Annotated in this window: 21 protein-coding genes; 12 read left to right on the forward strand and 9 right to left on the reverse strand. The window is 58.7% G+C overall.

Features of this window, described 5'->3' with window-relative positions:
- Window positions 1-51 precede the first annotated feature (51 nt).
- Both AC2FF8_RS08695 and AC2FF8_RS08700 read right to left on the reverse strand, forming a co-directional pair.
- Entirely contained in the window at window positions 52-669 is a 618-nt protein-coding gene (locus AC2FF8_RS08695; RefSeq protein ID WP_496879459.1) for a UbiX family flavin prenyltransferase, read from the reverse strand.
- Window positions 666-2,174: a UbiD family decarboxylase gene (locus tag AC2FF8_RS08700; RefSeq protein WP_496879474.1), complete on the reverse strand. Its 1,509-nt coding sequence runs from the start codon at window positions 2,172-2,174 to the stop codon at window positions 666-668. Before AC2FF8_RS08700 ends, AC2FF8_RS08695 begins: the two co-directional genes overlap by 4 nt.
- Window positions 2,175-2,311: 137 nt before the next feature.
- Here AC2FF8_RS08700 and ubiT point away from each other — a divergent pair, with 137 nt between their 5' ends.
- Genes ubiT through AC2FF8_RS08720 form a run of 4 tightly spaced genes read left to right on the forward strand, consistent with a single transcriptional unit; the run spans window position 2,312 to window position 5,994 of the window.
- Window positions 2,312-2,854: a ubiquinone anaerobic biosynthesis accessory factor UbiT gene (ubiT, locus tag AC2FF8_RS08705; protein ID WP_306980657.1), complete on the forward strand. Its 543-nt coding sequence runs from the start codon at window positions 2,312-2,314 to the stop codon at window positions 2,852-2,854.
- Complete coding sequence (ubiU, locus tag AC2FF8_RS08710; RefSeq protein WP_496879475.1) at window positions 2,854-3,831, forward strand: ubiquinone anaerobic biosynthesis protein UbiU; 978 nt, start codon at window positions 2,854-2,856, stop codon at window positions 3,829-3,831. The genes ubiT and ubiU overlap by 1 nt, the downstream gene beginning before the upstream one ends.
- 4 nt (window positions 3,832-3,835) lie before the next feature.
- Complete coding sequence (gene ubiV / locus AC2FF8_RS08715) at window positions 3,836-4,753, forward strand: ubiquinone anaerobic biosynthesis protein UbiV (protein WP_496879460.1); 918 nt, start codon at window positions 3,836-3,838, stop codon at window positions 4,751-4,753.
- Window positions 4,750-5,994 carry an NnrS family protein gene (locus tag AC2FF8_RS08720; protein WP_496879461.1) on the forward strand — a complete coding sequence of 415 codons (1,245 nt, stop codon included), beginning with the start codon at window positions 4,750-4,752 and terminating at the stop codon, window positions 5,992-5,994. The genes ubiV and AC2FF8_RS08720 overlap by 4 nt, the downstream gene beginning before the upstream one ends.
- Before the next feature lie 162 nt (window positions 5,995-6,156).
- On the opposite strand, the gene AC2FF8_RS08725 is transcribed toward AC2FF8_RS08720, so the two are convergent.
- The 4 genes from AC2FF8_RS08725 to AC2FF8_RS08740 all read right to left on the reverse strand — a co-directional run bounded on the left by AC2FF8_RS08725 (window position 6,157) and on the right by AC2FF8_RS08740 (window position 10,355).
- Window positions 6,157-6,291, reverse strand: a complete 135-nt coding sequence (locus AC2FF8_RS08725; protein ID WP_425079061.1) for a hypothetical protein — start codon at window positions 6,289-6,291, stop codon at window positions 6,157-6,159.
- Window positions 6,292-6,630: 339 nt separating this feature from the next.
- A complete protein-coding gene (locus tag AC2FF8_RS08730) occupies window positions 6,631-7,884 on the reverse strand; it encodes an MFS transporter (RefSeq protein ID WP_425079060.1) in 1,254 nt (417 codons plus the stop codon).
- A 141-nt stretch (window positions 7,885-8,025) separates the two neighbouring features.
- Entirely contained in the window at window positions 8,026-9,198 is a 1,173-nt protein-coding gene (locus AC2FF8_RS08735) for a diaminopropionate ammonia-lyase (protein WP_496879462.1), read from the reverse strand.
- A gap of 14 nt (window positions 9,199-9,212) precedes the next feature.
- On the reverse strand, window positions 9,213-10,355 hold the full coding sequence (locus tag AC2FF8_RS08740; protein ID WP_496879463.1) for an amidohydrolase: 1,143 nt from the start codon (window positions 10,353-10,355) through the stop codon (window positions 9,213-9,215).
- Window positions 10,356-10,437: 82 nt separating this feature from the next.
- On the opposite strand from AC2FF8_RS08740, the gene AC2FF8_RS08745 reads away from it, so the two are divergent.
- On the forward strand, window positions 10,438-10,926 hold the full coding sequence (locus AC2FF8_RS08745) for an Lrp/AsnC family transcriptional regulator (protein ID WP_217355951.1): 489 nt from the start codon (window positions 10,438-10,440) through the stop codon (window positions 10,924-10,926).
- A gap of 132 nt (window positions 10,927-11,058) precedes the next feature.
- Here AC2FF8_RS08745 and AC2FF8_RS08750 read toward each other — a convergent pair whose 3' ends face one another.
- The gene (locus AC2FF8_RS08750) at window positions 11,059-13,077 is read right to left on the reverse strand and encodes a CocE/NonD family hydrolase (RefSeq protein WP_425079057.1); all 2,019 of its coding nucleotides are present in this window, start codon (window positions 13,075-13,077) and stop codon (window positions 11,059-11,061) included.
- An 86-nt stretch (window positions 13,078-13,163) separates the two neighbouring features.
- Entirely contained in the window at window positions 13,164-15,203 is a 2,040-nt protein-coding gene (locus tag AC2FF8_RS08755) for an oxidoreductase (RefSeq protein ID WP_496879464.1), read from the reverse strand.
- A gap of 450 nt (window positions 15,204-15,653) precedes the next feature.
- Between AC2FF8_RS08755 and AC2FF8_RS08760 the strand changes: the two genes are divergently transcribed.
- Entirely contained in the window at window positions 15,654-15,998 is a 345-nt protein-coding gene (locus AC2FF8_RS08760) for a RidA family protein (RefSeq protein WP_496872741.1), read from the forward strand.
- 76 nt (window positions 15,999-16,074) lie between these two features.
- Here AC2FF8_RS08760 and AC2FF8_RS08765 read toward each other — a convergent pair whose 3' ends face one another.
- The gene (locus tag AC2FF8_RS08765; protein WP_496879465.1) at window positions 16,075-17,001 is read right to left on the reverse strand and encodes a LysR family transcriptional regulator; all 927 of its coding nucleotides are present in this window, start codon (window positions 16,999-17,001) and stop codon (window positions 16,075-16,077) included.
- 157 nt (window positions 17,002-17,158) lie between these two features.
- Here AC2FF8_RS08765 and AC2FF8_RS08770 point away from each other — a divergent pair, with 157 nt between their 5' ends.
- The 6 genes from AC2FF8_RS08770 to AC2FF8_RS08795 all read left to right on the forward strand — a co-directional run bounded on the left by AC2FF8_RS08770 (window position 17,159) and on the right by AC2FF8_RS08795 (window position 22,502).
- On the forward strand, window positions 17,159-18,175 hold the full coding sequence (locus AC2FF8_RS08770) for a TRAP transporter substrate-binding protein (RefSeq protein WP_425079055.1): 1,017 nt from the start codon (window positions 17,159-17,161) through the stop codon (window positions 18,173-18,175).
- Between the two features lie 67 nt (window positions 18,176-18,242).
- A complete protein-coding gene (locus AC2FF8_RS08775; protein ID WP_170347177.1) occupies window positions 18,243-18,779 on the forward strand; it encodes a TRAP transporter small permease in 537 nt (178 codons plus the stop codon).
- Between the two features lie 17 nt (window positions 18,780-18,796).
- Window positions 18,797-20,137, forward strand: a complete 1,341-nt coding sequence (locus tag AC2FF8_RS08780) for a TRAP transporter large permease (protein WP_170347178.1) — start codon at window positions 18,797-18,799, stop codon at window positions 20,135-20,137.
- Window positions 20,138-20,154: 17 nt separating this feature from the next.
- Window positions 20,155-20,649 carry a universal stress protein gene (locus AC2FF8_RS08785; protein WP_170347179.1) on the forward strand — a complete coding sequence of 165 codons (495 nt, stop codon included), beginning with the start codon at window positions 20,155-20,157 and terminating at the stop codon, window positions 20,647-20,649.
- A gap of 26 nt (window positions 20,650-20,675) precedes the next feature.
- A complete protein-coding gene (locus tag AC2FF8_RS08790) occupies window positions 20,676-21,062 on the forward strand; it encodes a nuclear transport factor 2 family protein (RefSeq protein ID WP_217355952.1) in 387 nt (128 codons plus the stop codon).
- Window positions 21,063-21,098: 36 nt separating this feature from the next.
- Complete coding sequence (locus AC2FF8_RS08795; protein ID WP_496879466.1) at window positions 21,099-22,502, forward strand: NAD(P)/FAD-dependent oxidoreductase; 1,404 nt, start codon at window positions 21,099-21,101, stop codon at window positions 22,500-22,502.
- Window positions 22,503-22,617 lie beyond the last annotated feature (115 nt).

Raw genomic sequence — 22,617 nt, forward strand, 5'->3', positions numbered from 1 at the left:
CCGCCGGATCAAGGGTTTCGCGAGGCCACAGATCTCATCCGCGATCTGTGGCTATGGGATGTGCAATTTGCTTTCGGACCGATCGACAGGGTCCGCCTCGTTTCCGGGATGCCACTGTTTCGCGGCCGGTTCGCAAACCTTCAGACAATCAACTGCGCGCGCTGCGATCTGATCTGCGATTTCAGTTATGTTGACCGGATTCAAATAGAAGGCAGGCACAGGGGGCAGGATGATGGCTCCCATTTCTGCGGCGGCCGTCATATTGCGCAAATGCGCCAGTGTCAGCGGCGCTTCTCGTGTCAGCAGAACCAGTGGGCGTCGTTCCTTGAGCTGAACGCCGGCCGCGCGTGTCAACAGGTTGTCGTCCAGTCCGTGCGCGATCGCACCCAGTGAGCGCATGGAACAGGGCGCGACGATCATCCCGGATACCGGCACCGAACCGGATGCTATACTGGCCCCAACATTCGCGGACGCGTGATGACGGGTTGCCGACTGCCGCAGTTCCTTCAGGGCATCCGGGCCGCATTCCTGTGCAAGCGTCAGGCGGGCGGCGGGGCTGACGACCAGGTCGATTTCGATATCCGCCGATGTCAGATGTCGTGCTACCGCAAGGCTCAGAACCGCACCGGAAGCGCCTGATACGCCTAAGACTACACGGGTTTTCGTCATGTTCTCAGCTCCGGCATCAATCTGTTTATCAGGTCTTCCGCGAATGTTTGATCGACATTCGCGGTGCGCATGACCGTCCCCCATTCCCGCCGTGTTTCACTGCCTGTTTTCGTCGTGGCGTCGATGCCCAGCTTTCCGGCCAGACCGGGTTCGGGTGAGGCGAAATCCAGATAATCCATAGGTGTCCTGTCCAGGGTCATCACATCACGGCTCGGGTCCATGCGTGTGGCAAGCGCCCAGGCGATATCGTCCCAGTTTCGGGGGTCGATATCAGCGTCGACCGCAACGATCATCTTTGTATAACTGAATTGCGGCAGCATTCCCCAAAGCGCCATCATCACACGTCGGGCCTGGCCCGGATATCGCTTGTCGATGGCGACGATGGCGATGCGATAGGAACAGGCGGAAGGCGGCAGCCAGAGGTCGTGTATTTCGGGGATCTGAGCGCGAATGGTCGGCAAGGCAAGGCGATTGAACACTTCGCCGATGATGGCAGGTTCGTCCGGCGGGCGTCCGGTATAGGTCGACAGATACAGCGGCGCTTCGCGATGGGTCACGGCCGTGACATGCATCACCGGAAACGGCTCGGCGGGATTGTAATACCCGGTGTGATCCCCGAACGGCCCCTCGGGTGCTGTCTCGTTTGGCGACACCCAGCCTTCCAGAACGATCTCGGCATCTGCCGGCACAAGCAGAGGGACGGATTTGGCCGGAACCAAACGTGGCCGGTTCTGGTTCAGGGCCCCGGCAAATGTCAGCTCAGACACCATTTCGGGCAGGGGCAGGGCCGCCGACAACAAGGTCGCGGGGTTTGCGCCCAGAACAATCGCGACCGGCGTTTTTTCGCCGTGCCGCGCCCAACTGCGATGATGAGCGGCCCCGCCGCGATGTGGCAGCCAGCGCATGATCAGACGGTTCCGGTCCAGCACCTGAACGCGATAGACGCCGGCGTTGTAGGTCTGTGCCGCGTCGGGTTCGCTGCCACGGGGCCGGGTAATGACCACGGGCCAGGTGATCAGAGGCCCCGCGTCCCGGGGCCAATGTGTCTGGATCGGCAGCGCACAGAGATCAACATCGGCCCTGCGGTGGCAAACCTGCTGAACAACGGCGGTTTTGACCTGCTTCGGTCGCGTGGACAATGCGGCCTTCAGCATCGGCCACCGGGACAGCGCATCCCGCAACCCGTCCGGGGGCGTCGGGGCCCGAAGCGCAGCCAGAAATGCGCCCAGATCATCCAGCCCTTCGGAAGAAACGCCCAGTCCGGCGGCGACGCGTTCCGTAGTTCCGAACAGGTTGACCACAACCGGTATGTCGCACTGCCCCGAGGGCACACCTGTCGGTGTGTCAAACTGCAACACCGGCCCATTGGCCTCCAACACGGCGCGGTGGACGGCGGTCATTTGATGGCACACGGAAACCGGGTCAGGGATGCGCCTGAACTGCCCTGTTTCCTGACACCATTTCAGAAAATGTCGAAGGCTGGGATATGGCGGCAGAGTGCGAATGGGTTTGCTCCGGCGGTGGTGCCCACCCTCTAGCAACGAAAGAGGCCGGTCGAATTGACAACCGTCAAGTCCCGGGCGCCGGGGCGGCTTTAGGAAGGCCGCACCGGTTCACTTTATTGAGACAGCAGGAGGTCTGTTTGTCCGATCCCCGAAACCCGATACCGCAATGCCCTGCCGCTTTGGCCGCGGCCCTGCGGTTTGTTCCGCTTGCGCCCTTGTCGCTGTCACTGACAGTGTTTTCCCGCAAAATAACCAAGAAACACCCCGACCTGCTCAACCGGCTCGGTGAGTACAGCCGGGCAGCCTTTGTGCTTGATCCAACGGATCTGCCGGTTGTCCTTCTGCTCGAACCGAATGGTGGCACGCCGAGAATAAGACTGAGCCGAGGGCGCGTGGCTGGGGCTGCGCGAATATCCGGCCCGCTGGCCGCGCTGCTGGGGCTGGTGCATGGTGCGTTTGACGGGGATGCCCTGTTCTTTTCACGCGATCTGGTGATCGAGGGCGACACAGCCGCGGCACTGGCGCTGCGCAACGCAATTGACGACGCAGAGCTGGACCTCGCGCACGAGGCCGCAACCCTTTCCGGCCCGCTTGCACGCCCGCTGAAGCAGATCATCGCCTTTGCAGAGCGTCGGACCGGCCTGTGCCTGACCCGACCCGAGGACGCGATCCTATGGTAATGGAAATCGTTTGCCCGGCGGGAACGCCCGCGGCCCTGCGTGCAGCTGTCAAGGCCGGGGCCCACACGGTCTATTGTGGGTTCAATGATGAAACCAATGCGCGGAACTTTCCGGGGCTCAACTTTGACCGCGCTGAAATGCGGGCCGGAATTTCCTTTGCCCATGATCACGGATCGAAGGTGTTGGTTGCAATCAATACTTTCCCGCAGGCGGGCAATGAAGGGATCTGGAAACAAGCGGTGGCGGATGCCGAAACCTGCGGTGCAGATGCTGTCATTCTCGCCGATCTGGGCTTGCTGGACTACGCCGCGAGACACCATCCCGGATTGCGCAGGCACCTGTCCGTGCAGGCCGCGGCGGCCAATGCTGACGTGATCAATTTCTATGCCGAAACCTTCGGTGTGAAACGGGTGGTCTTGCCGCGCGTTTTGTCCGTGCCGGAAATTGCCGCGATCAACTCTGAAACCGACGTCGAAACCGAAGTCTTCGTGTTCGGTGGTCTTTGTGTCATGGCCGAGGGGCGATGCTCGCTGTCCTCTTATGCCACCGGGTTGTCGCCAAACATGAACGGTGTCTGCTCTCCTGCCAGCCATGTGCAGTATCAAGAAGAGCAGGGCGCGCTGAACGCGCGCCTTGGCGGGTACCTGATCCACCGGGTCGAACGGGATGAGCCCGCACCGTATCCGACTTTGTGCAAAGGGTGTTTTTCCGCAGGTGAAAAAACCGGGCACCTGTTCGAGGATCCCGTCAGCCTGAACGCAGAACGGCTGATCCCGCAATTGCAAAAGGCAGGTGTGACGGCCTTGAAGATCGAAGGGCGCCAGCGGTCAAAATCCTATGTCGCGCAGGTCGTTCGGAATTTTCGCGCCGCGGTTGATGCGTTGGATTCAGGCCAGCCGATGCCTGAAGGAATGCTGGCGCGATTGTCCGAAGGGCAGGCCATGACGACCGGCGCTTACAAAAAGACGTGGAGGTGATCCGATGGAACTGACAGTAGGCCCGAACCAGTTCTTCTGGCCCGCCGAAACCTGGGCTGCGTTTTACGATGATCTGGCCCGATCCCCCGTCGACCGCGTCGTGCTCGGAGAACTGGTCTGTTCCAAGCGCTTGCCATTTTATCAGGATCGTATCCCCGAGGCGATTTCCCGATTGGTCGAAGCGGGCAAAGAGGTTGCACTGACAAGCCTGGCCCTTGTGACCCTGAAACGCGAGCGCAAACTGACGGCTGAGCTTGCAGACATGGGCGTCACGGTCGAGATCAATGATCTGACCGCGCTGGCACATTTGCCCGGCACCTGCACGTTTGCCGTTGGCCCGTTGGTAAATGTCTACAACGAAGGCACTTTGAGATGGTTGGCAGCTCGGGGTGCGCGCCGGGTGTGTCTTCCGCCGGAACTGCCCATCGCTTCGGTCAAAACGTTGGCGCAAGCCGCATCGGACTTGGGTGTCGCGATCGAAATATGGGGGCATGGCAGGTTGCCGCTGGCTATTTCCGGGCGCTGTTACCACGCGCGATTGCATGGGCGCAGCAAGGACAATTGCCAGTTTGCCTGCGAAGACGATCCGGATGGGTTGGACGTTCTTACCGGTGACGGCAAGCCGTTCATGGCAATGAACGGTGTGCAGACTCTGTCAGACAGCCATGCCTGTACGGACCATCAGATCGACCTGCTGCAACAGGCTGGCATCTCGGCATTGCGTCTGTCGCCGCAATCTGGCGGTTTCCATCAGCTGTGCGAACTGTATCGAAAACGTATCGACGGCGATCTTCCCCAGGGCGAACTTGAGCGCGCCCTGCGAGGCGCTGATCCTGCCATTCGGTTGAGCGACGGATTTCTGACGGGGTCCTTTGGCGCTGAATGGTCGGGCGATTCCGGTACGGGGTCTGCTGCCTTATGATCACATCGGCGGGTGGGGGCAGGGCGTTTGATGCGTTCTGGAAAGCCCCCTACCGCCCGTTGTTTCTGGCCTCGTATGTCAGCGCTTTGATTACGGTGGCTTGGTGGCCTCTTGGGACAGCCTTTGGACTTCCCGGTCCGGCATGTACACCGGAGGTCCTCTGGCATATCCACGAGCTGATCTTTGGTTTTGCCGGAGCGGCCATTGGTGGGTATCTTCTGACGGCATTACCCGGTTGGACAGGAAAGCCACCGATTCAGGGGACACCCCTGAAATGGCTGCTGGGTTTTTGGCTGTCCGCTCGGGTATCGACCGCGCTGATGTGTGATGTGGCCCCGGCTGTGCCAATCGCTCTGAACGCGGGTTATTTCGTGCTGCTGGCTGCGGTAATGGGCACCCATCTGTTCCCGGCCAGAGCATACAGAAAACTCGGCTTTTTTTGCACTGTCATAGGGCTTGGTATCGGGGAAATCCTGTTTTTGTGGCCCATTGGGGCCGGGGCTCTGTGGGTCAGTCTGGACACGGTTCATGGGCTGCTCATTGGACTGGTCATGCTGATGAACAGTATCGCAATGCGCGCCATTCCGGCCTTTTCGGCAAACTGGATGCTTCAAACCGGCCATTTGAACGACCTCAGGCAAGGATTGCCCTTTGCGGTGTTTCTGGTTCAGACAGGGTTGATTTCCAGCATCCTTGCCCAACTGTTTGAATGGACCATTGTTGCAAATCTGGCGATGATCGCTGTGGCCTTGGTGCTGTGCTGGGAAATGCTCGGATGGCGAACACTGCGGGTGCGTTCCAACTTTCTGCTCGTGGCGCTTCACATATCTTTCTTATGGTTGCCGATCGGGCTTTTGGTTGTAGGGGTATCGGGGCTTGTCCCGACACTTTATCCAGCAAGTGCCGCTCTCCATGCGATCACCATCGGCGGGATGTCCGGGCTGATCATGGCCATCTCGGGCAGAGCGGCGGCGCATTCGGATACAGGTGGAATGCAGGCCAACCTTGGGTTCATCACTGGTCTTGCTTTGGTCTGGCTGGCCGCCGTGGTGCGGTTGGCTGTGCCGATCTTCCCGGATCTTCAGGTTGAACTCGCGGGCGCGGCTTTATGGTGCGCAGGCTGGACGGCATTTATCATCGGCTTCCTGCCTGCTTTGACCGGCCCAACCCGTCGACCAGTTTTAAGCGGTCAGAAATACGCTGTTTCAGAATCCTCTGATCCTGTGCCGTCAAGCGAATGAAGAAATGCGCCTAATTCTATGTCAAACAGGGATTTCTTCCAAATGAAGCGGACGGACAACCTTTGCCACCTCTTCGATTTCCTTGGCAAGCGGACGGTCGGCATTTAGGACCCGAGATTGATTTCTTGCAGAAACGGCCCCGATTGATCACTGGTGCGCGCGCTATTCGACTGCCTGACAGGCGACCTTCACTTCGATGGCTGCCAGTGTCGACAGGGCACCGGTGATCTCTGGATCTCTGACAGCGGTATCCGGCGCAACAGAATAGCCGATGGAGATCGAGGCCTGATCCCACATCCCCGTCAGTGCTCTTCAGTCCTTGGCCCAAAACCGGGTTCGCCCGCCATGGCGCGGATTCGGGTGTGTTTCCCGGACACGGGAATTGACCTGTGCATAACACACGAGGACCGCCTTTACCCGCAGCATGAACATATTTCCTTGTTTAAGGACGCCGCCTATCCCTGCTGCACAAAGCGATTTTTTGACCGATATATCTCGGATGGCGGGATGGGAAACGCCCCGGATCATCTGTTGGTCCATACGGACTGGAGTGCGTAATCTGCCTGTCACCCGACCTGGACCAACTGGTTCCGCGACGGGCAATCCCGAGGCTTCATAACGCCAGAGCCAAAACTGTCATGAAGTTTGCGCGTTTGCCCTGGTTTCTTCTTCCTGAACCCAGGTTTCGGCCTGCAAAACCCCGGGTTGCCCGGTGCCGATAATCCCCACGACCTGCACATCGCCGGTGTCGGCGGGCGCGGCCACCTGAACACGCCGGATCAATGCGAAAAGGGCGACCGCAATACCGATAGCCGCCAGAAGAAACTGAAGACCGCGCCCGCCGAACAATGAGATGGAGTTCGGTCCCAGCATGGTTCCCACCAGCAGTCCGACATTCAGCAACAGCACCATCGTGCCACTGGCCGGAACGATCTGAGATAGCTTGAGCTGATCATTGGCATGCGCCGTCAGGATCGAATACGCGGGATACAGCCCGATTGCGATCAGTACAAAACCATAGACGATATGAGACGGAGACGTGTCGATGGCCATCCAAAGACTGGACAGGGTCGTAACGACACCCAGCCCGATGACCACATAGCGTCTGTCGGTGTGATCAGACAGCCAGCCGATCGGGTATTGCACCACCGCACCGGCGATCAGCGCAGCCACCAGCGCCCCTGACGCCTGCGCCGTCGTAAAGCCGTTTTGCAATGCATAAAGCGGCAACGAGATATAGGACGCCGCGACACCGATGCTAACCAGAACGATGCCGATGACTGCGATGGGCGAAACCTTGTAAAGCACGGGAACCGACATGCGTTCCGGCGCGGCATATTCCGGCGCCTTGTTGCCCGACAGAAGAAGCGGCACGATCGAAAGCGAAATCAGGATGGAAACAAGGCCGAACAGCAGGTTCCCGGTGGGGTCGGGAAAGCCGACGATGGCGGTGCCAAGCGCCGGGCCGGCAAGCTGGATAATGAAATACAGCGACAGAACCTGAGCGCGCATGTTGTTCTCGGATTTCGCGTTCAGCCAGCTTTCGGTGATGACGTAGAGCCCTGGATAGCAAAACCCTCCCAGCAAGCGCATCACGCTCCAGCTGATCGCGTCGCTGGTCAGCAGATGCACAATGGCCGCAATCGAAACCAGCGAGGCGAGGGCCGAAAATGCCCGAATATGCCCGACATTTTCGACCAGCCTTGGGGCAAGCGCCGTCCCCGCAAGCGCGCCCAAGGGATAGCTTGCCTGCATGACGGAAATCGTGAAGTCACTAAAGCCCAGGCTGGCCCCCCGGATCGTCAGCAACGTCGCCAACAGACCGTTGGCAACCATCAGCATGAACATCCCCAGGAACAGCGCCCAGTTTTCATTCAACGCGCGTATCATGGCCAACGGCTACTGATGCGGGACTGACCTGTATACAACTCGTACGACATCGGGATGTCGTTTGATGGTACTTCTCAGTTGCAGGCCTATATGCCGGGTTCAACCGTCTTGGTGGCCATTTCAAATGGGTTTTCGGCTGAGCTACACGTCGCCTTGCATGATCCGGGCATAGATATCGGGATCCGTCACACCTTCGGAGCCGATCGTCAAAACACGAGACCGCGCCGTCAAACCAAGCTTCTGGAAAAGCTCGTGGTTGTTGGCCGCTTCGATCAATGCGGCCAATCCGGCAACGCCGCTCTCTCCGGCTTCGATCGCCGGATCACTGCCTTGCGGACGCGCAAGGCGACGGACGGTTGGCGGTATCAGCTGATCGTCGATTGCCAGAAAGTCCGAGGCTTCGCTGCGCAAAACCTCCCACGCCATCGGAGATGGCACCCCGCAGGACAAACCCGCCATGATGGTTTCTTCATCGATTTCTACAGAGGCGGCTTGCCCCTGCCTTGCGCTTTCGAACAGACACGCCGCCAGATGCGGTTCCACGACCACGACGCGCGGCGCGGCATCACCCCAGGTCTGACGCAATGCTGCCGCAACTGCCGCGGCAAGCCCTCCAACTCCACCTTGCAGAAAGACATGTGTCGGTGCCGTGTCCATTGCATTCACGACTTCTTTGATCATGACGCCATAGCCCGACATCACGTCGCGCGGCGGGTCGGTGTAACCTGGCCAGGATGTGTCCGAAACCACGAACCAGCCGTTCTCGTCGGCTTCCTGCCGACATTGATTCACCGAGGCGTCATAGTCTCCATCGATGCGCACGACGTCGGCCCCCAGATCGCGCATGGCCTGCGCGCGGCCTTCACTGACCTCGGCGTGAATGTAGATCCGGCAAGGCGCGCCGAACCGCTTGCACCCCCACGCGAGGGACCGACCGTGGTTGCCATCGGTCGCCGAAACAAGCGTGATACTGGCAACCATGTCGGCGCAGCGGCCAGTACGGATATCTTCCAATGACACGTCCTGACTGGTGCGGCGCGATATTTCACGTTGCAGAACACGCAAGGCGGCAAAGGCCCCCCCCAATGCCTTGAAACTGCCAAGCCCAAACCGGGGACCTTCATCCTTGTAGTGGACCTCCGCGACGCCGATCTCGGCTGCCAACGCGGGCAAGGAATGCAACGGCGTGGGCGCATACCCCTCCCATTGGGTGATTTCCCTTGCTGCGCGATCGAAATCCCGTCGTGCCAAAACGGTTTCGGCAGCGGGGCCGAAGCTCGGCCTGCCTGCCTGATGGGCGATGTTTTCCGTCATGGTCGTGTGTCCTGTCAGGGTTTCAGCGGCAGGCGCTGCCGCACCAGCTCTGCCCAGAATTCTGCACCCAGCGGGAGCAGTTCGTCGTTGAAATCGTAATCAGCCGAGTGCAGCGGACGGCCATTTGATCCTTCGGCCCCGTTGCCGATAAGCAGGAAACACCCGGGCACAACGGCAGCAAATTCGGCAAAATCTTCAGAAAAAGACATGGCAGGGCGGTCTCCGTCCACCTCTAGACCCATGGCCGAAGCTGCTGAAACGACATGCGATGCAGCATCGGCATCATTGTTTGCCTCGATGAATTCGGTGCGGAAATCCACGCTCACCTCGACGCCATGGCTTTCGGCCACACCGGTTGCGATCTGGCGCATATTGCGCTCGATCAGCCTGCGGTCTTCCGGTGACATGGCCCGCGCGTCACCTTTCAGAACAGTGCGCCCCGGAAGCACATTGCGCTGTCCGTCGGTGATGAACTCGGTCACTGACACCACGGCGCCGGAAGAAGGTGCAAGCTTGCGTGAAACGATGGTTTGCAGGGCCAATACCAGTTCCGCGGCAGGCGTGATCGTTTCGCGCCCGACATGGGGCATCGAGGCATGACCGCCCTGACCGGTAATCGTGATCTCGAACAGGCTTTCACTGCAACAGATGACACCGGCGCGGGTGGAAACCCGCCCGACAGGCTCACCCGGAAGATTGTGCGCGCCGTAAACCTCTTCAATCGGGAAGGTCTGCAAAACCCCTTCATCGATCATCGCCCTTGCACCAAGCCCATGCTCTTCATTGGGCTGGAACAGAAAGACAACCGTGCCGTCAAACGCCGGATCCTTGGCCAGCAATTCGGCGGCCCCAAGCAGCATCACCGTGTGGCCATCATGGCCACAGGCATGCATGACACCTTCGTTCTGCGACGTGTGCGCAAACGTGTTGACCTCGGTAATCGGCAGCGCGTCGAAATCCGCGCGCAGCCCGATGGCGCGATTGCCGTTGCCTGCCTTCAACACGCCCACGACACCGACCCCTTCAAACACCTCGATGCCCAAGGCTCGCAGATGCCCGGCAATCCGGGCCTTGGTCCAGACTTCCTGAAACCCAAGCTCGGGGTTGCGATGAAACTCATGGCGCAACTCACGCAGGCGTTCTGTCAATGCTGTCACGGCAAAACTTCCCCTTCGACGTGTTGCTTCACAGGTGTGAAACAAGTTTATTGCAAGTGACCTGAAAAAAGGGCTCTAGTTGGTGGCTACCCATGCAAGTTTCTTTCACATGACGCAATTGGATGACTTTGACCGCGCGATCCTGCGGATTCTGCAACAAGACAACAGAACCACGCAGCACAAGATTGGCGAGGCGGTAAACCTGTCCGCACCCTCTGTACAGCGCCGTATCCGCCGGATGGAGGCAGAAGGCGTGATCCGCGCCAATGTCGCCATTGTTGATCCGGCAGCCGTCGGTCTTCAGCTTACCATCTTCGTCGAACTTGAACTGGTCAGCGAAACCCCTGACGAGATTGATGCCGTCAAGAAAACCCTGCTGAATGCTCCGGAAGTCCAGCAATGCTTTTACGTGACCGGAGAGGTGGATTTCATGGTTGTCGTAGTCGTCGAAAGCATGGCGGTCTACGAAGATTTCACCCGCCGGATGTTCTTTGAAAACGGAAATATCCGAAAGTTCAAAACCTTCGTTTCAATGGATACCATCAAATCCGGCAGCGCTTTGGGTTTCTGACCGGAACATGGTGCAGTGCCGAACCCGACGAGACGTGTTCGTCCTACGCCTCGACCATTTGGTTTGATCGACGGAACCGCAAAGGCAAGTCCCGTCAAGGGTTTCAACGAAGGTGTTCCACCGTGTTTTCACCTACATTCCATTGCGCGGAATGACATGCGCGTTCTCTTCTTCAAAGATCAGCTCCTCCCCCGACCATGCCTTCAGGCGCGAGATCAAATGAAACTCGGTGGCCGTTGCCCGTTGTTCGGAATAGGTCCAGATCCGGGCTGACCAGTCCTCACGGTCGAAACCGGCGGTCTGCTCCATTGTGGCGACAGCCGAAAGCGGGTCGCCCGGAAGGATTGTATACCTTCGATCTGACACGTCGCTGAGCACCGTCCCAATATCGTCCAGGCGGAAGTCACCCACTGGCCCGAAGACGCCCCCGTCAAGAAAAGACCTGTGAGTTACTTCGCCATTCGTCAGGTCCGTGTGGACCGAGCGTTCCATCGAGCCCGAGCGCACCTTGGTCTTTCTGGGCCGGGAACCGGACGCTGCCGGTTCGGGCAGCGGGCGGGGTTCCGTAGTGTCAACGCCTGGGTTTCGGATGGGCAAGTGCAACTGAGACTGACCCGGACGGATCGTAAGTGTCACAGGTTCGGGGGCGGGCCAAAGTACGGGCCAATAAGCCGAAGCGATCTGCAAGACGATGCGATGACCTGACAGAACCCGATATCCTGTTCCATACATCGGGACGGTTACAGCCATCTCCTCTCCGGGTGTGATCGGTGTGGGTTCTGTATCGCTGATCCGGTGGTTGAGGTTGCAGAATCCCCGTGCAATCAACGTCTGCGCACCGTTCGGGGCTTCGTCCACCAGCAATGCAACGACAAAGCCCTGAGCCTGATCTGCGGACACTTTCAGATCGACGGACGGTTGCCCCAGGATATCAAGCGCGTCTGCAAGTGGCGCCGCTTTGAACTGCAACGCGCCGGCGGCGTCGATCCGGCAGTCTGCCGCCATGTCTCCGGGTATGGCGAAAGAGCACATATCACCTGCGGCCGCCCCGAAGCTTTGCGGCGAGCAAATCGCAAGCTCTGCTGCGGAAACGGGGTCTGCCTCAAGCGTCAGCTGATTCAGCCAAAGGGACGTGTTGGTGATATTCGGTGACGGCCAGCTCGGCTCTTCAACCCAGCGCCCCGTGCGTTCGATATGCGTCCCGGTCGGCGCTGCGCTGTCTTGAAGGAAAAAACGCAAAGGCGGTTCGTCCATCAACCCTGTGTCTTTTCCTTTCAACCAGTGATCCCAGAACCGGATGACCTCTGCGACGAAATCAGCCTTGGGGCCGGGCACCCCTTCGTGCGGGTACAGATGCGCCCATGGCCCCATCAGGATCTTGACCGGCCCGCTGAGGTGTTCGGCGATGCGGAATGGTGTATCGCGGTACAGATCCATCCAACCGCCGAAAAAGTAGACCGGCACATCCACGTCGGCATAGTTTTCGCAGATCGAACCGCGCCGCCACATCTCGTCATGGGTCTGGTGTTCCAGCCACATGGCCGGCCAGAACGCCGCGCCTTCCAACCGCTCGCGCCACATGTCAAGCCAGCGGTCCGCGCCGACAATCTGTGGGTCCGGTGGCATGGCGTTGTACAATTGCATGATCGAGCCCCACCAGAAATTGTCGTTGGCCAGACACCCGCCGTAAAAGTGGATGTCCTCGCGCCACCGGTCGTCTGTGCCCATCACCGGTGCTATCGCCTTCAACGCCGGAGGGCGTGTCGCCGCCACCTGAAACGCGTTGTATGCCCCCCAGCTTTTGCCGAACATTCCGACATTTCCATCGCACCAGTCCTGATCGGCGATCCACTGGATGAGGTCGTGACCGTCCTGAATCTCCTGATGCGAATACTCATCTTCTGCGACACCATCACTGTCGCCATAGCCCCGGATATCAACGCGGATCGACGCGTAACCGGCGGCGGCAAACTGCGGGTGCATGCTTTCATCCCGCATGCGTGTCCTGTCCCGGCGGCGATAGGGTATGTATTCCAGGATACAGGGCACAGGGGCGTTTTTCGCGCCTTCCGGCAGCCACAGGCGCGCCGCAAGTTTCGTGCCGTCTGGCAGCGGTATCCAAACAGTCTCGATGACCTCGATATTGCTCATGTCCGGTCCTTTTTGTTCGCGCCTAAGGGGTTTCATGCCGTACAGGCAATCGGTGGTACGTGTTCAAAGCGCATTCTTCGATGGCGTCACCACCGAAGGCCAAGGCGCAGCGCATCATAGACTGCCGCGTGTATGTTGCGCGAGGAAACGGCGTCTCCGATCCGATACAGATCAAAGCCCGCCTTCGGGTTCACCTGCGGAAACACGTCGCCCGAACTGGCGACCAGAGCGTCGTGATCCACAGCGCCAAGATTTCGCGAAAGCGGTTTGAGTTCGAAATAGAGATCGTCCAGAGGCAAGGTGCCCTGATTGACGATCACCTGATCATACATGCGCTTTTCAACAAGATCCGAGTAATCCGTTCCAATCGCCGCTTCCAGTTGATTGCCTGAGCGTACCAGCGATTTCAGCGTCCGGGTTACGGTGAACAGCGCCCCCGTTTTTTGCAGCGCCCGCATATATGGCACCAGATTCATGCCCATGATCTCGGGCGCAAAGCTGCGGTCGCGGGTCATGATCTCAACCCGCGCACCTGACCCGGCGATGATCTCGGCCGCCATCAGGGCCGGGTGGTCGCCCGCATCATCGTAGATCAGCACGTTTTCGCCCGGGTGCGCGTCTGCGGACAGGATGTCCCACGCCGAAACCGCCAGATCGTTGCCGGTTTCCAAGATTGTCGTCTCGGGCAAGCCTCCGGTCGCGATCACGACCATATCCGGGGCAAGGGCTGTTACGTCATCCGCGTCTGCAAAGGTGTTGAATTGGAACCTGACATCGCGTGCAGCGCATTGCGCCATGCGCCAGTCGATGATCCCGATCATCTCGGCCCGGCGTCGGGACTGCGCGGCCAGACGCACCTGACCGCCGGGTTCAGAGGCCGCTTCCAGAACGGTAACGTCATGCCCGCGCTCTGCCGCAACCCGTGCCGCTTCAAGCCCTCCGGGCCCTGCGCCCACGATGACCGCCCGGCGGCGGGACTTGGCCGCGGTGATCACATGCGGCATCGACAATTCGCGCCCGGTGGCAGGGTTGTGAATGCACAGGGCTTCACCGGCCTGATAAATCCGGTCCAGGCAGTAGGTTGCGCCGACGCAGGGGCGGATGTCATCTTCCCGACCGGCCCGGATTTTGGACACGATCATCGGGTCGGCCATATGTGCGCGGGTCATGCCGACCATATCCAGCAACCCGGACGCCACGGCATGTCGTGCGGTGGCCACATCGGGAATGCGCGATGCATGAAAGGTCGGCATCTCGATTTCGGCTCGTACGCGCCCGGCAAAATCCAGATGCGGTGCGCTTTTCATGCCCTGCACTGGGATCACATCCGTCATGGCCGGATCCGTATGAATACGGCCGCGAATGACGTTCAGGAAATCGACCTGACCGCTGTCGCGCAGCCTTCGGGCGATTTCCAGCCCGTCTTCTTCGGTGATGCCGCCTTTTTCAACCTCATCTGCCGTGTAGCGGACGCCAACGATGAAATCCGTCCCGACACGGTCGCGGATCGCATCCAGAACCATGAAGCCGAACCGCAACCGATTGTCGAGACTGCCGCCATAGGGCGCGTCCATCGTATTGGTCAGCGGTGACCAGAACTGATCGATCAGGTGGCCATAGGCTTGCAATTCGATTCCGTCGAGACCTGCGGCCTTCATACGCTCGGCTGCATCGGCATAATCGCTCACGATCCGTTCGATATCATGGTCTTCCATCTTCTTCGCAAAAGCCCGATGGGCCGGTTCACGATAATGCGACGAAGAGACCGACGGCAGCCAATCGCCCTTGTTCCAACCCGTGCGTCGCCCCAGATGGGTCAATTGGATCATCACTGCGCAACCATGAGCATGGCAGGCGTCAGTCAATTCAGCCATCCAGCGCACGACCTCGTCCTTGTAGGCAAGGACGTTGTTGAACACCGGCGGGCTGTCGCGGCTGACGGTGGCGGAACCAGCCGTCATGGTCATGGCAACACCAGCTTTCGCACGTATCTCATGATAGGCGCGATACCGCTCTTTCGGCATGCCGTCTTCGGGGTAGGCGGGTTCATGACTGGTCGTCATGATCCTGTTCTTCAGTGTCAGATGTTTCAGCTGATAGGGTTGCAGCAGCACATCGCGGCTCATGACCAGCCGTCCTTTGTGGGAACCATTGACGTCAGTCGACCAACACCGCTGTCCTGCATCGGACATGCAAATGGCAGTGTTTCGGCAGTGTCGGGTGGCATATGGCGCTCCGATATTGGGGTGAGCCGAGGAGCTCTTTGCCGATTGAAAGCAGACTGGGAAATCTCCGTCAAACGCCTTGTGAGCCGAGGCCGCGATGTTTCACCGAATACGTTGGCCGAGAAGCGCAAGACAGGAAGGAAAAGCCATCAGTGAAAACGACCTGTCCGCATGGCGCGGGCAACTGAATGTCACATCACCGCGCACCGGACATAAGCGTGCTGTCGGGCTGAAAAACCCCGCGCGGCAGGTTGGCAATTATTCGATTGTTGAGGGTCCGGGCTGGCGGTTGGCGTCGTTTCACTCTATCGCCCAACCGGAACGTACCTTTCGTGACAGGAGACAGCAGTCGTGACCATCACCCGCATCGAAACCGGCCAGCGCATGAGCCGCATCGTCAAACACAACGGAACCGCCTATCTGTGCGGTCAGGTTTCAGATGCCGCGACCGTTGCGGATCAAACCCGTGACATCCTTGCCAAGATCGAGGACCTTCTGGCCAAGGCCGGCAGCGACAAGACGCGTATCCTGCAATGCGTGATCTGGTTGTCGGACATGGCCGATTTTGCCGAAATGAACGCGGTCTGGGATGCCTGGGTGCCAGAGGGCCACGCCCCGGCCCGTGCCTGTGGCGAGGCGAAACTGGCCCGTGATGTTCTGAAGGTCGAAATGATCGTTACCGCAGCCTGCGATTGATCCGGCCGCGCGTCGTGCGCTGAATTCGGGCGCGGGTGGGTTCGGGCTTGGGAATCAAGACGCCGTGAGCACGTTCCTACTGTACCTGAGAATGCACCTTTACCAGAGTTTCCAGAAACAGCTTGGCCACGCGTGTTGGCGCAGGTTGTTTTCTGGCCACGGCCGCGAAACGGGTTCTGTATTTGATTTCTTTGGGCAGGACCTTTTTCATGAGCCCCTGTTCGACAAATTCCTGCGCCAGATGATCGGGAAGAAACCCAAGGTAGCGACCTGAAAGTATCAGAATGACAAGGGCCTGTTCGTTCTGCACTTTGGCTGCACGCCGAAACCCAAGTTGTTGACCAACGATGAGGTTCGGAGAGTTCACGTTCAAACCGGCGTAGTTGAACTTGCGAAGATCGCTCAATTGCAACTCCGGATCTGGGCGATCAAACAGCGGGTGTTCCTGCCCGCAGTACAAGAACATGTTTTCCCCGTAGAGCGGCGTGTAGTCCAGGCTTGCCGATGGTCTGTGCAAAGCGATGATGCCGACATCCAGATGCCCGGTGATGACCATGGTTTCGATCACGTTGGGCGGTTCCAGCGACAGCTCGATGTGAACCGCCGGTGCGGCCTCATTGAACTTGTGAATCGTGCGGGCAAGTCCGGCTTCGGGGTTGGTGGTGCACTGATCGAACAGAGCCACGCGAATACTGCCGGCCAGTTGCTGTTTGACTTCGTTGACCTCGGTTCTGAACTGCGCAACGGAAATAAGCAGGTCTTCCGCCGCTGCCAGCACCTTCTCGCCGTCTTCCGTCAGTGAAAACCCTGACGGCCCCCGGTTGCACAGCTTCAGGCCAAGCCTCAGTTCCAGGTCAGACAAGTGTTTCGAGATCGTTGATTTACCGATGTTCAGCTCGATCTCGGCGGCCGTGATACCACCACTTTCCGCGACGGTTTTGAACACGCGCAGCAGACGGATGTCGGTGTCCCCGATCCGGGTATCAAGTTTGTTCTGTCTCATATCGTATGTTTGATATCTATGAAACCTTTCACGCAAATATTAACAACGACGAAACCATTTTGGCAAGCTAGCTATACGTCGCCGAGGTAGAATCGGACTGGCCTATTTCTCCCCAGGTCAGCGCGCACCTCGAAACACGACAAATGGGAGGAAATCCATGTCATTTCTCAAAAAGCTTGGCACTTTCAGCGCAGCCGTTTCCGTTGCCGCACTGATGGTCGCCGGCACGGCCGAGGCGAAGAACTTCAAGATCGCTGTCGGCGACAGCGCGGGCAGCGCTCAAGAGGCGCTGGGGCTCGCTTTCGTGAAAGCACTCGAAGAAAAATCGGGTGGTGAGCACACCGCGACACTGTTCCTGAACGGTCAGCTCGGGTCCGAGCAGGACACCGTGAACGAGGCCGCCATCGGCACGCTCGACATGTCGCTGCTGGCGATCAACAACATCACACCCTTCTCGCCTTCGGTCGGCGTTTTCACCTTGCCTTATGTCATTCTCAGCCTGGAAGATGCTGAAAAGCTGACCCAGGGGCCAATCGGTCAGGAACTGGTCGAAAACACCATCCGTGATGCCGGCGTCCGTATCATCGGCTGGACGTATACCGGTTTCCGCCGTCTGACCAACTCGAAGAAGCCAGTCAAATCGGTTGCGGACCTGCAGGATCTGATCATCCGCGTTCCCAAGAACGAAATCATGATCGAAACCTACAAGGCATGGGGCATCAACCCGACCCCAATGGCCTGGTCCGAAACCTTCACCGGCCTACAGACCAAAGTGGTCGACGGTCAGGACAACCCTTACCTGACCATCAATGCGATGAAGTTCTACGAGGTTCAGGACCACGTCACCAACCTGCGTTACATCTTCTCGATCGAACCGCTGATCATCTCGGAAGCCATCTTCCAGGACCTGTCCGAAGAGGAACAGCAGATGATCCTGGAAGCAGGGCAGGAAGCCACGCAGGTTTCGGCACAGTTCCTGCGTGATTCAGAGGCTGCCATCAAAGAAGAGCTGACCGCCAAGGGAATGGCAATCATCGACCCCGAGAACGACGAAGCCGAGTTCATTCAACTGGCAACCGAAGCCGTATGGCCGCAGTTCTACGAGTCCATTGGTGGTGTCGAGAAGCTGAATGCAGTTCTCGAAGCCATCGGCCGCGAGCCGGTCCAGCAATAATCGCCCCAGAGCGATAGCGGGAGGAGCGCTGCGGCGCTCTTCTCAATTCAGGGAGGAGTGAAACCACATGTTCTGGAAATTTCTGGACAACATAGAAAGTATCATCTGCCGGATCCTCTTATCCGGCTTCGTCTGCCTTTTGTTCGTGCAGATCATCGCGCGCGAAGTCTTCGGCTTTTCGATCAGCTGGATCGAAGAACTTTCGGTCTACATGTTCGTGTGGTTCGTCTATTTCGGCGCAAGTTACGCCGCTCTGAAAGGCGCGCATAACCGGGTGACGTTCCAGTTCAAGTTCCTGCCTGAGGGGGCGATCAAGTACATCGAAGCTTTTGCCGATCTCTTCTGGCTCTTCTTCAATGTCTACTTCCTGTATCTGGCGACAGATTTTGTCTTCAACAAGATGAACAAATTCTGGAAGTCCCAGACCCTGGGTATCGAGATGAAATACATCTACATGGTGCTGCCCATCGCCTTTGCGCTGATGACCGTCCGCATCATTCAGGTGAACTACCGCCGCCTTATCAAGGGCGAAGATATTCACGATCCCGATCAGATCGACCTCGACGAAATCAAAGCTGCGACTGAAGCAGCAAAGAAATCCTAAGGGCAGGGGGATAAACCATGGAATCCGAAATCGTCACAATCCTGTTTGGGTCTTTCCTGTTTCTGCTGCTCATTGGCGCACCGATCACGGTGGCGCTGGGTGTGGCTTCGCTGGTCTCATTCCTTTATCTGGACGAGAACCCGATCAAGTTCGTGCAGATTGCCTTCACCTCAGTCGGTTCGTTCCCGCTGATGGCTCTGCCCGCGTTTATTCTTGCCGGCGCTTTGATGGAAGCCGCCGGAATATCGAAACGCCTGATCAATGTTGCCGAAAGCCTGGCCGGTCCCTTCACCGGCGGTATTTCGGCTGCAACGGTCATGGCCTGTCTGTTCTTCGGCGCTATTTCGGGCTCGGGCCCGGCAACAACCGCGGCCGTTGGGATGCTGATGATCCCTGCGATGATCGACCGCGGCTATGAGCGCGGCTATGCCTCGGCGATCACTGCGTCCTCTGGCGGCCTTGGGATTATCATTCCTCCCTCTATCCCGATGGTGATCTTCGGCATTGCCGCGCTCGGTATGGCGCCGCCGCCGGAAGCCGTGGAAAAATTCGGTACATTCCAGTCGGTTTCGATCTCGAAACTGTTCATCGCCGGATTCGTCCCTGCCTTCCTGATCGCCACCAGCCTGCTGATCCTGAACTTCTTCATGTCGAAAAAGCGCGGCTACAAGGGCGTTTCCGAAGGTTGGTCGATCCGTCACGTGGGCTGCGAAATGTATCGTGGGTTCTGGTCGCTGATGGCGCCGCTGGTGATCCTGGGCGGTATCTACACCGGCTTCTTCACCCCGACCGAGGCGGCAATCGTGGCAATCTTCTACACCCTGTTCGTGGGCGTGGTCATCTATCGTGAACTGACATGGCAGTCGCTGTTCCAGTCGCTCGAGGCCACCACCTGGCTGACTGGTCGGGTGCTGCTGATCCTGTTCACCGCGACGGTGTTTGGCCGCCTGCTGGTGGAAAACCAGATCCCGGCGATCATCGCGGATTCGATGCTCAGCTTCACGGACAACCTGTATGTGATCTGGGCGCTGATCATCTTCTTCCTGCTGTTCGTCGGCATGTTCATGGAGACGCTGGCCACCATCCTGATCCTGGTTCCGGTGATGCTGCCGGTGGCCTACTCGGTGGGTATCGACCCGATCCACTTTGGCGTGGTGATGGTCTGCACGCTGGGCATCGGTTTCCAGACGCCGCCGCTGGGCGAAAACCTGTTCATCGCGTCAGGTATCTCGAACATCACCATCGAACAGATCTCGTTGCGCGCTCTGCCTTTTGCCGCAGCCAACACGGTGGCGATCTTCATCATCGCCTTCTTCCCTGAACTGTCGCTGTGGTTGCCGCGGCTGTTTGGCTACTGACCTGAAAGGATGACGACATGAAACAACTGGTCACCAACATCCTCTTTGCCACTGATCTGTCCGAAAACTCGGGTCATGCCATGCGCCATGCCGCCAGCATCGCGCAGGCCACGGGGGCTGAAATTCACGTGCTGCATGTGAATGAACCGCTGTCGGACGATGCCAAGATCACGATGGAGATCTTCATCCTGAATGAAGAGACCCGCAAAACCGCCGCTGCGCGCCGTCACGAGATGGTGCGCAAGGTTCTGGCCGAGCGGCAAGCCAAGTTCTGGGCTCAGTTCGATGGTGACGATGAGAGAATTCGCGAACAGGTCACTTCGGTCGAAGTCACCGATGGCCACCCGGCCGAAGTGATCCTGCGCCGCTCGGTCGAACTGGGCTGCGATCTGATCGTGCTGGGCGCGCATGATCACGGCTTTTCGCACACGTTTCTGGGCACCGTCGCAAAGCGTGTTCTGCGGCGCTCCAAGATCCCGACACTGATCGTCCCGAACCCGGACGAAACGTAACAACCCCACTGACAAGGACGTACAAAATGAGCAAAACCCTGACCGCGCAGGACCTGGCGGACACGTTTGACGCGTTCAACCGCCACGACATCGACGGCGTGATGACCCATTTCGCCGACGACTGCGTGTTCTACACCGTGGCCGGCGACGAGAAATACGGCAACAAGATTGAAGGGTCCGAAGCCATCGCCGCCGCGTTTTCAGGCGTTTGGGCAGGCATGAAAGACGCCCATTGGGATCACCACGGCCACTTTGTCCATGGCGATCGTGCGGTTTCGGAATGGACCTTTTCGGGAACCGATGCAAACGGCATGCGGATCGAAGCCGAAGGTGCGGATCTGTTTACCCTGCGTGACGGGAAAATCGTCGTAAAACAGGCGCTTCGCAAAACGCGCCCGATGTTCAAAGCCTGATCCGCCGCACCGCGCGCAGCTTCGGAGAAAACAAGAATGGTGGACAACAGCATCCCGCGTCATTGGCCCAAGGCCAGCTATGACCCGAAATATGACCCCATCATCGATGCGGGTCCCGGTCACAATCGCGACCACGCGCCCACATACTGGATCGGAACGGCCGGTACGCCCCCGGCCGATGATGGTCCGGTGTCCAGCGATATGGATGCCGATGTGGTGGTGATCGGGTCGGGTTATACCGGCCTGTCCACCGCCATTCACCTTGCCAAGGAACACGGTATCCAGGCGGTTGTTCTTGAAGCGAATACTGTGGCCTGGGGATGTTCGACCCGCAATGGCGGGCAGGCCCAGATCTCATCCGGGCGGCTGAAACGGTCGCAATGGATTCAGCGCTGGGGCACGGATGTGGCCAAGGGCATGCATGCCGAAGTCACTGAAGCTTTCGAGTTGTTCAACGATCTCATCGCGTCGGATGACATCGACTGTGATCCGCAGCCGGGCGGCCATTACTACATCGCGCACCGCGAAAAAGTCATGCCGTCGCTCAAGAAAGAGAGCAAATTGTTGAACGATGTGTTCGGCTATGGTTCGCGTATCCTGTCCCGAGACGAGCTGCATGAAAAACACGTGCGGGACATGGAAGCCGCAGGCGCGATGTGGGAGCCGGACGGAACCTGCATCCACGCCGGCAAGCTGGCCTTCGGTTATGTCAAGATGGCGCGCAGGCTGGGTGTGAAAATCCATACGGGCAGCCCGGTCATGGGGTGGCAAACCAAAGGCGGAATACATCACTTGCGGACGCCGGGTGGTATTGTGCGCGCGAAATCGGTGGCCTTGGCAACGGCGGGCTATACCCCGCCGGGTCTCAACAACCGCACCAGGCACCGCCTGATGCCAATCCTGTCTAACTCGATGGTGACACGGCCTCTGACCCGGGCCGAGCTGGATGAATGCGGCATCCAGACCAAATCCCCCCTGACGGACACACGAACGCTGCGCCATTATTACCGCCTTTTGCCGGACAATCGGATGCAGATCGGCAGCCGCAGCGCGGTGACAGGGCGTGATGCCGAGAACGGCAAACACCTGGACTTGCTGAAGAAGGGACTTGCCCGCAAGTTCCCGGCGCTGGCGGATATCAACCTCGACTACTCCTGGTGGGGCTGGGTTGATGTCAGCCACGATATGATGCCGCGCATTTTCCGGCCGGATCCTGAGCAAAGCGTGTTCTATGCCATGGGCTACGGCGGCAATGGCGTCATGTACTCGGCCCAGGCCGGGCGACGCATGGCGCAGTTGGTTGCAGGCAAGAAGGACAAGGCATTCGACCTGCCGATCTTCACGTCCCCATTGCCGAGCCACGGCATCCTGACGCCTTTCCGCCGACTGGGACAGCGCATGGCGTATGTCGGCTATTACCTCAAAGACGAAATACTGTAACTCACAGGGGCTTTGCCGCCCTGAAAAGACAAGGAAGTACCCACATGAAGATGACGACGGAAGAGGCGTTTGTTAAGGTTTTGCAGATGCACGGGATCGAGCATGCGTTCGGGAT

It is taken from the genome of Ruegeria sp. YTSA144, from assembly GCF_059610125.1.

What these genes read in the sequence shown, in the direction of transcription:
- AC2FF8_RS08695 (WP_496879459.1), bottom strand. Translation starts at nt 669, where the DNA reads ATGACGAAAACCCGTGTAGTCTTAGGCGTATCAGGCGCTTCCGGTGCG.
- AC2FF8_RS08785 (WP_170347179.1), top strand. Translation starts at nt 20,155, where the DNA reads ATGAAACAACTGGTCACCAACATCCTCTTTGCCACTGATCTGTCCGAA.
- AC2FF8_RS08780 (WP_170347178.1), top strand. Translation starts at nt 18,797, where the DNA reads ATGGAATCCGAAATCGTCACAATCCTGTTTGGGTCTTTCCTGTTTCTG.
- AC2FF8_RS08770 (WP_425079055.1), top strand. Translation starts at nt 17,159, where the DNA reads ATGTCATTTCTCAAAAAGCTTGGCACTTTCAGCGCAGCCGTTTCCGTT.
- ubiV (WP_496879460.1), top strand. Translation starts at nt 3,836, where the DNA reads ATGGAACTGACAGTAGGCCCGAACCAGTTCTTCTGGCCCGCCGAAACC.
- AC2FF8_RS08725 (WP_425079061.1), bottom strand. Translation starts at nt 6,291, where the DNA reads ATGTGGGATCAGGCCTCGATCTCCATCGGCTATTCTGTTGCGCCGGAT.
- AC2FF8_RS08750 (WP_425079057.1), bottom strand. Translation starts at nt 13,077, where the DNA reads ATGAGCAATATCGAGGTCATCGAGACTGTTTGGATACCGCTGCCAGAC.
- AC2FF8_RS08755 (WP_496879464.1), bottom strand. Translation starts at nt 15,203, where the DNA reads ATGAGCCGCGATGTGCTGCTGCAACCCTATCAGCTGAAACATCTGACA.
- AC2FF8_RS08720 (WP_496879461.1), top strand. Translation starts at nt 4,750, where the DNA reads ATGATCACATCGGCGGGTGGGGGCAGGGCGTTTGATGCGTTCTGGAAA.
- ubiU (WP_496879475.1), top strand. Translation starts at nt 2,854, where the DNA reads ATGGAAATCGTTTGCCCGGCGGGAACGCCCGCGGCCCTGCGTGCAGCT.
- AC2FF8_RS08735 (WP_496879462.1), bottom strand. Translation starts at nt 9,198, where the DNA reads ATGACGGAAAACATCGCCCATCAGGCAGGCAGGCCGAGCTTCGGCCCC.
- AC2FF8_RS08730 (WP_425079060.1), bottom strand. Translation starts at nt 7,884, where the DNA reads ATGATACGCGCGTTGAATGAAAACTGGGCGCTGTTCCTGGGGATGTTC.
- AC2FF8_RS08765 (WP_496879465.1), bottom strand. Translation starts at nt 17,001, where the DNA reads ATGAGACAGAACAAACTTGATACCCGGATCGGGGACACCGACATCCGT.
- AC2FF8_RS08795 (WP_496879466.1), top strand. Translation starts at nt 21,099, where the DNA reads ATGGTGGACAACAGCATCCCGCGTCATTGGCCCAAGGCCAGCTATGAC.
- AC2FF8_RS08790 (WP_217355952.1), top strand. Translation starts at nt 20,676, where the DNA reads ATGAGCAAAACCCTGACCGCGCAGGACCTGGCGGACACGTTTGACGCG.
- AC2FF8_RS08775 (WP_170347177.1), top strand. Translation starts at nt 18,243, where the DNA reads ATGTTCTGGAAATTTCTGGACAACATAGAAAGTATCATCTGCCGGATC.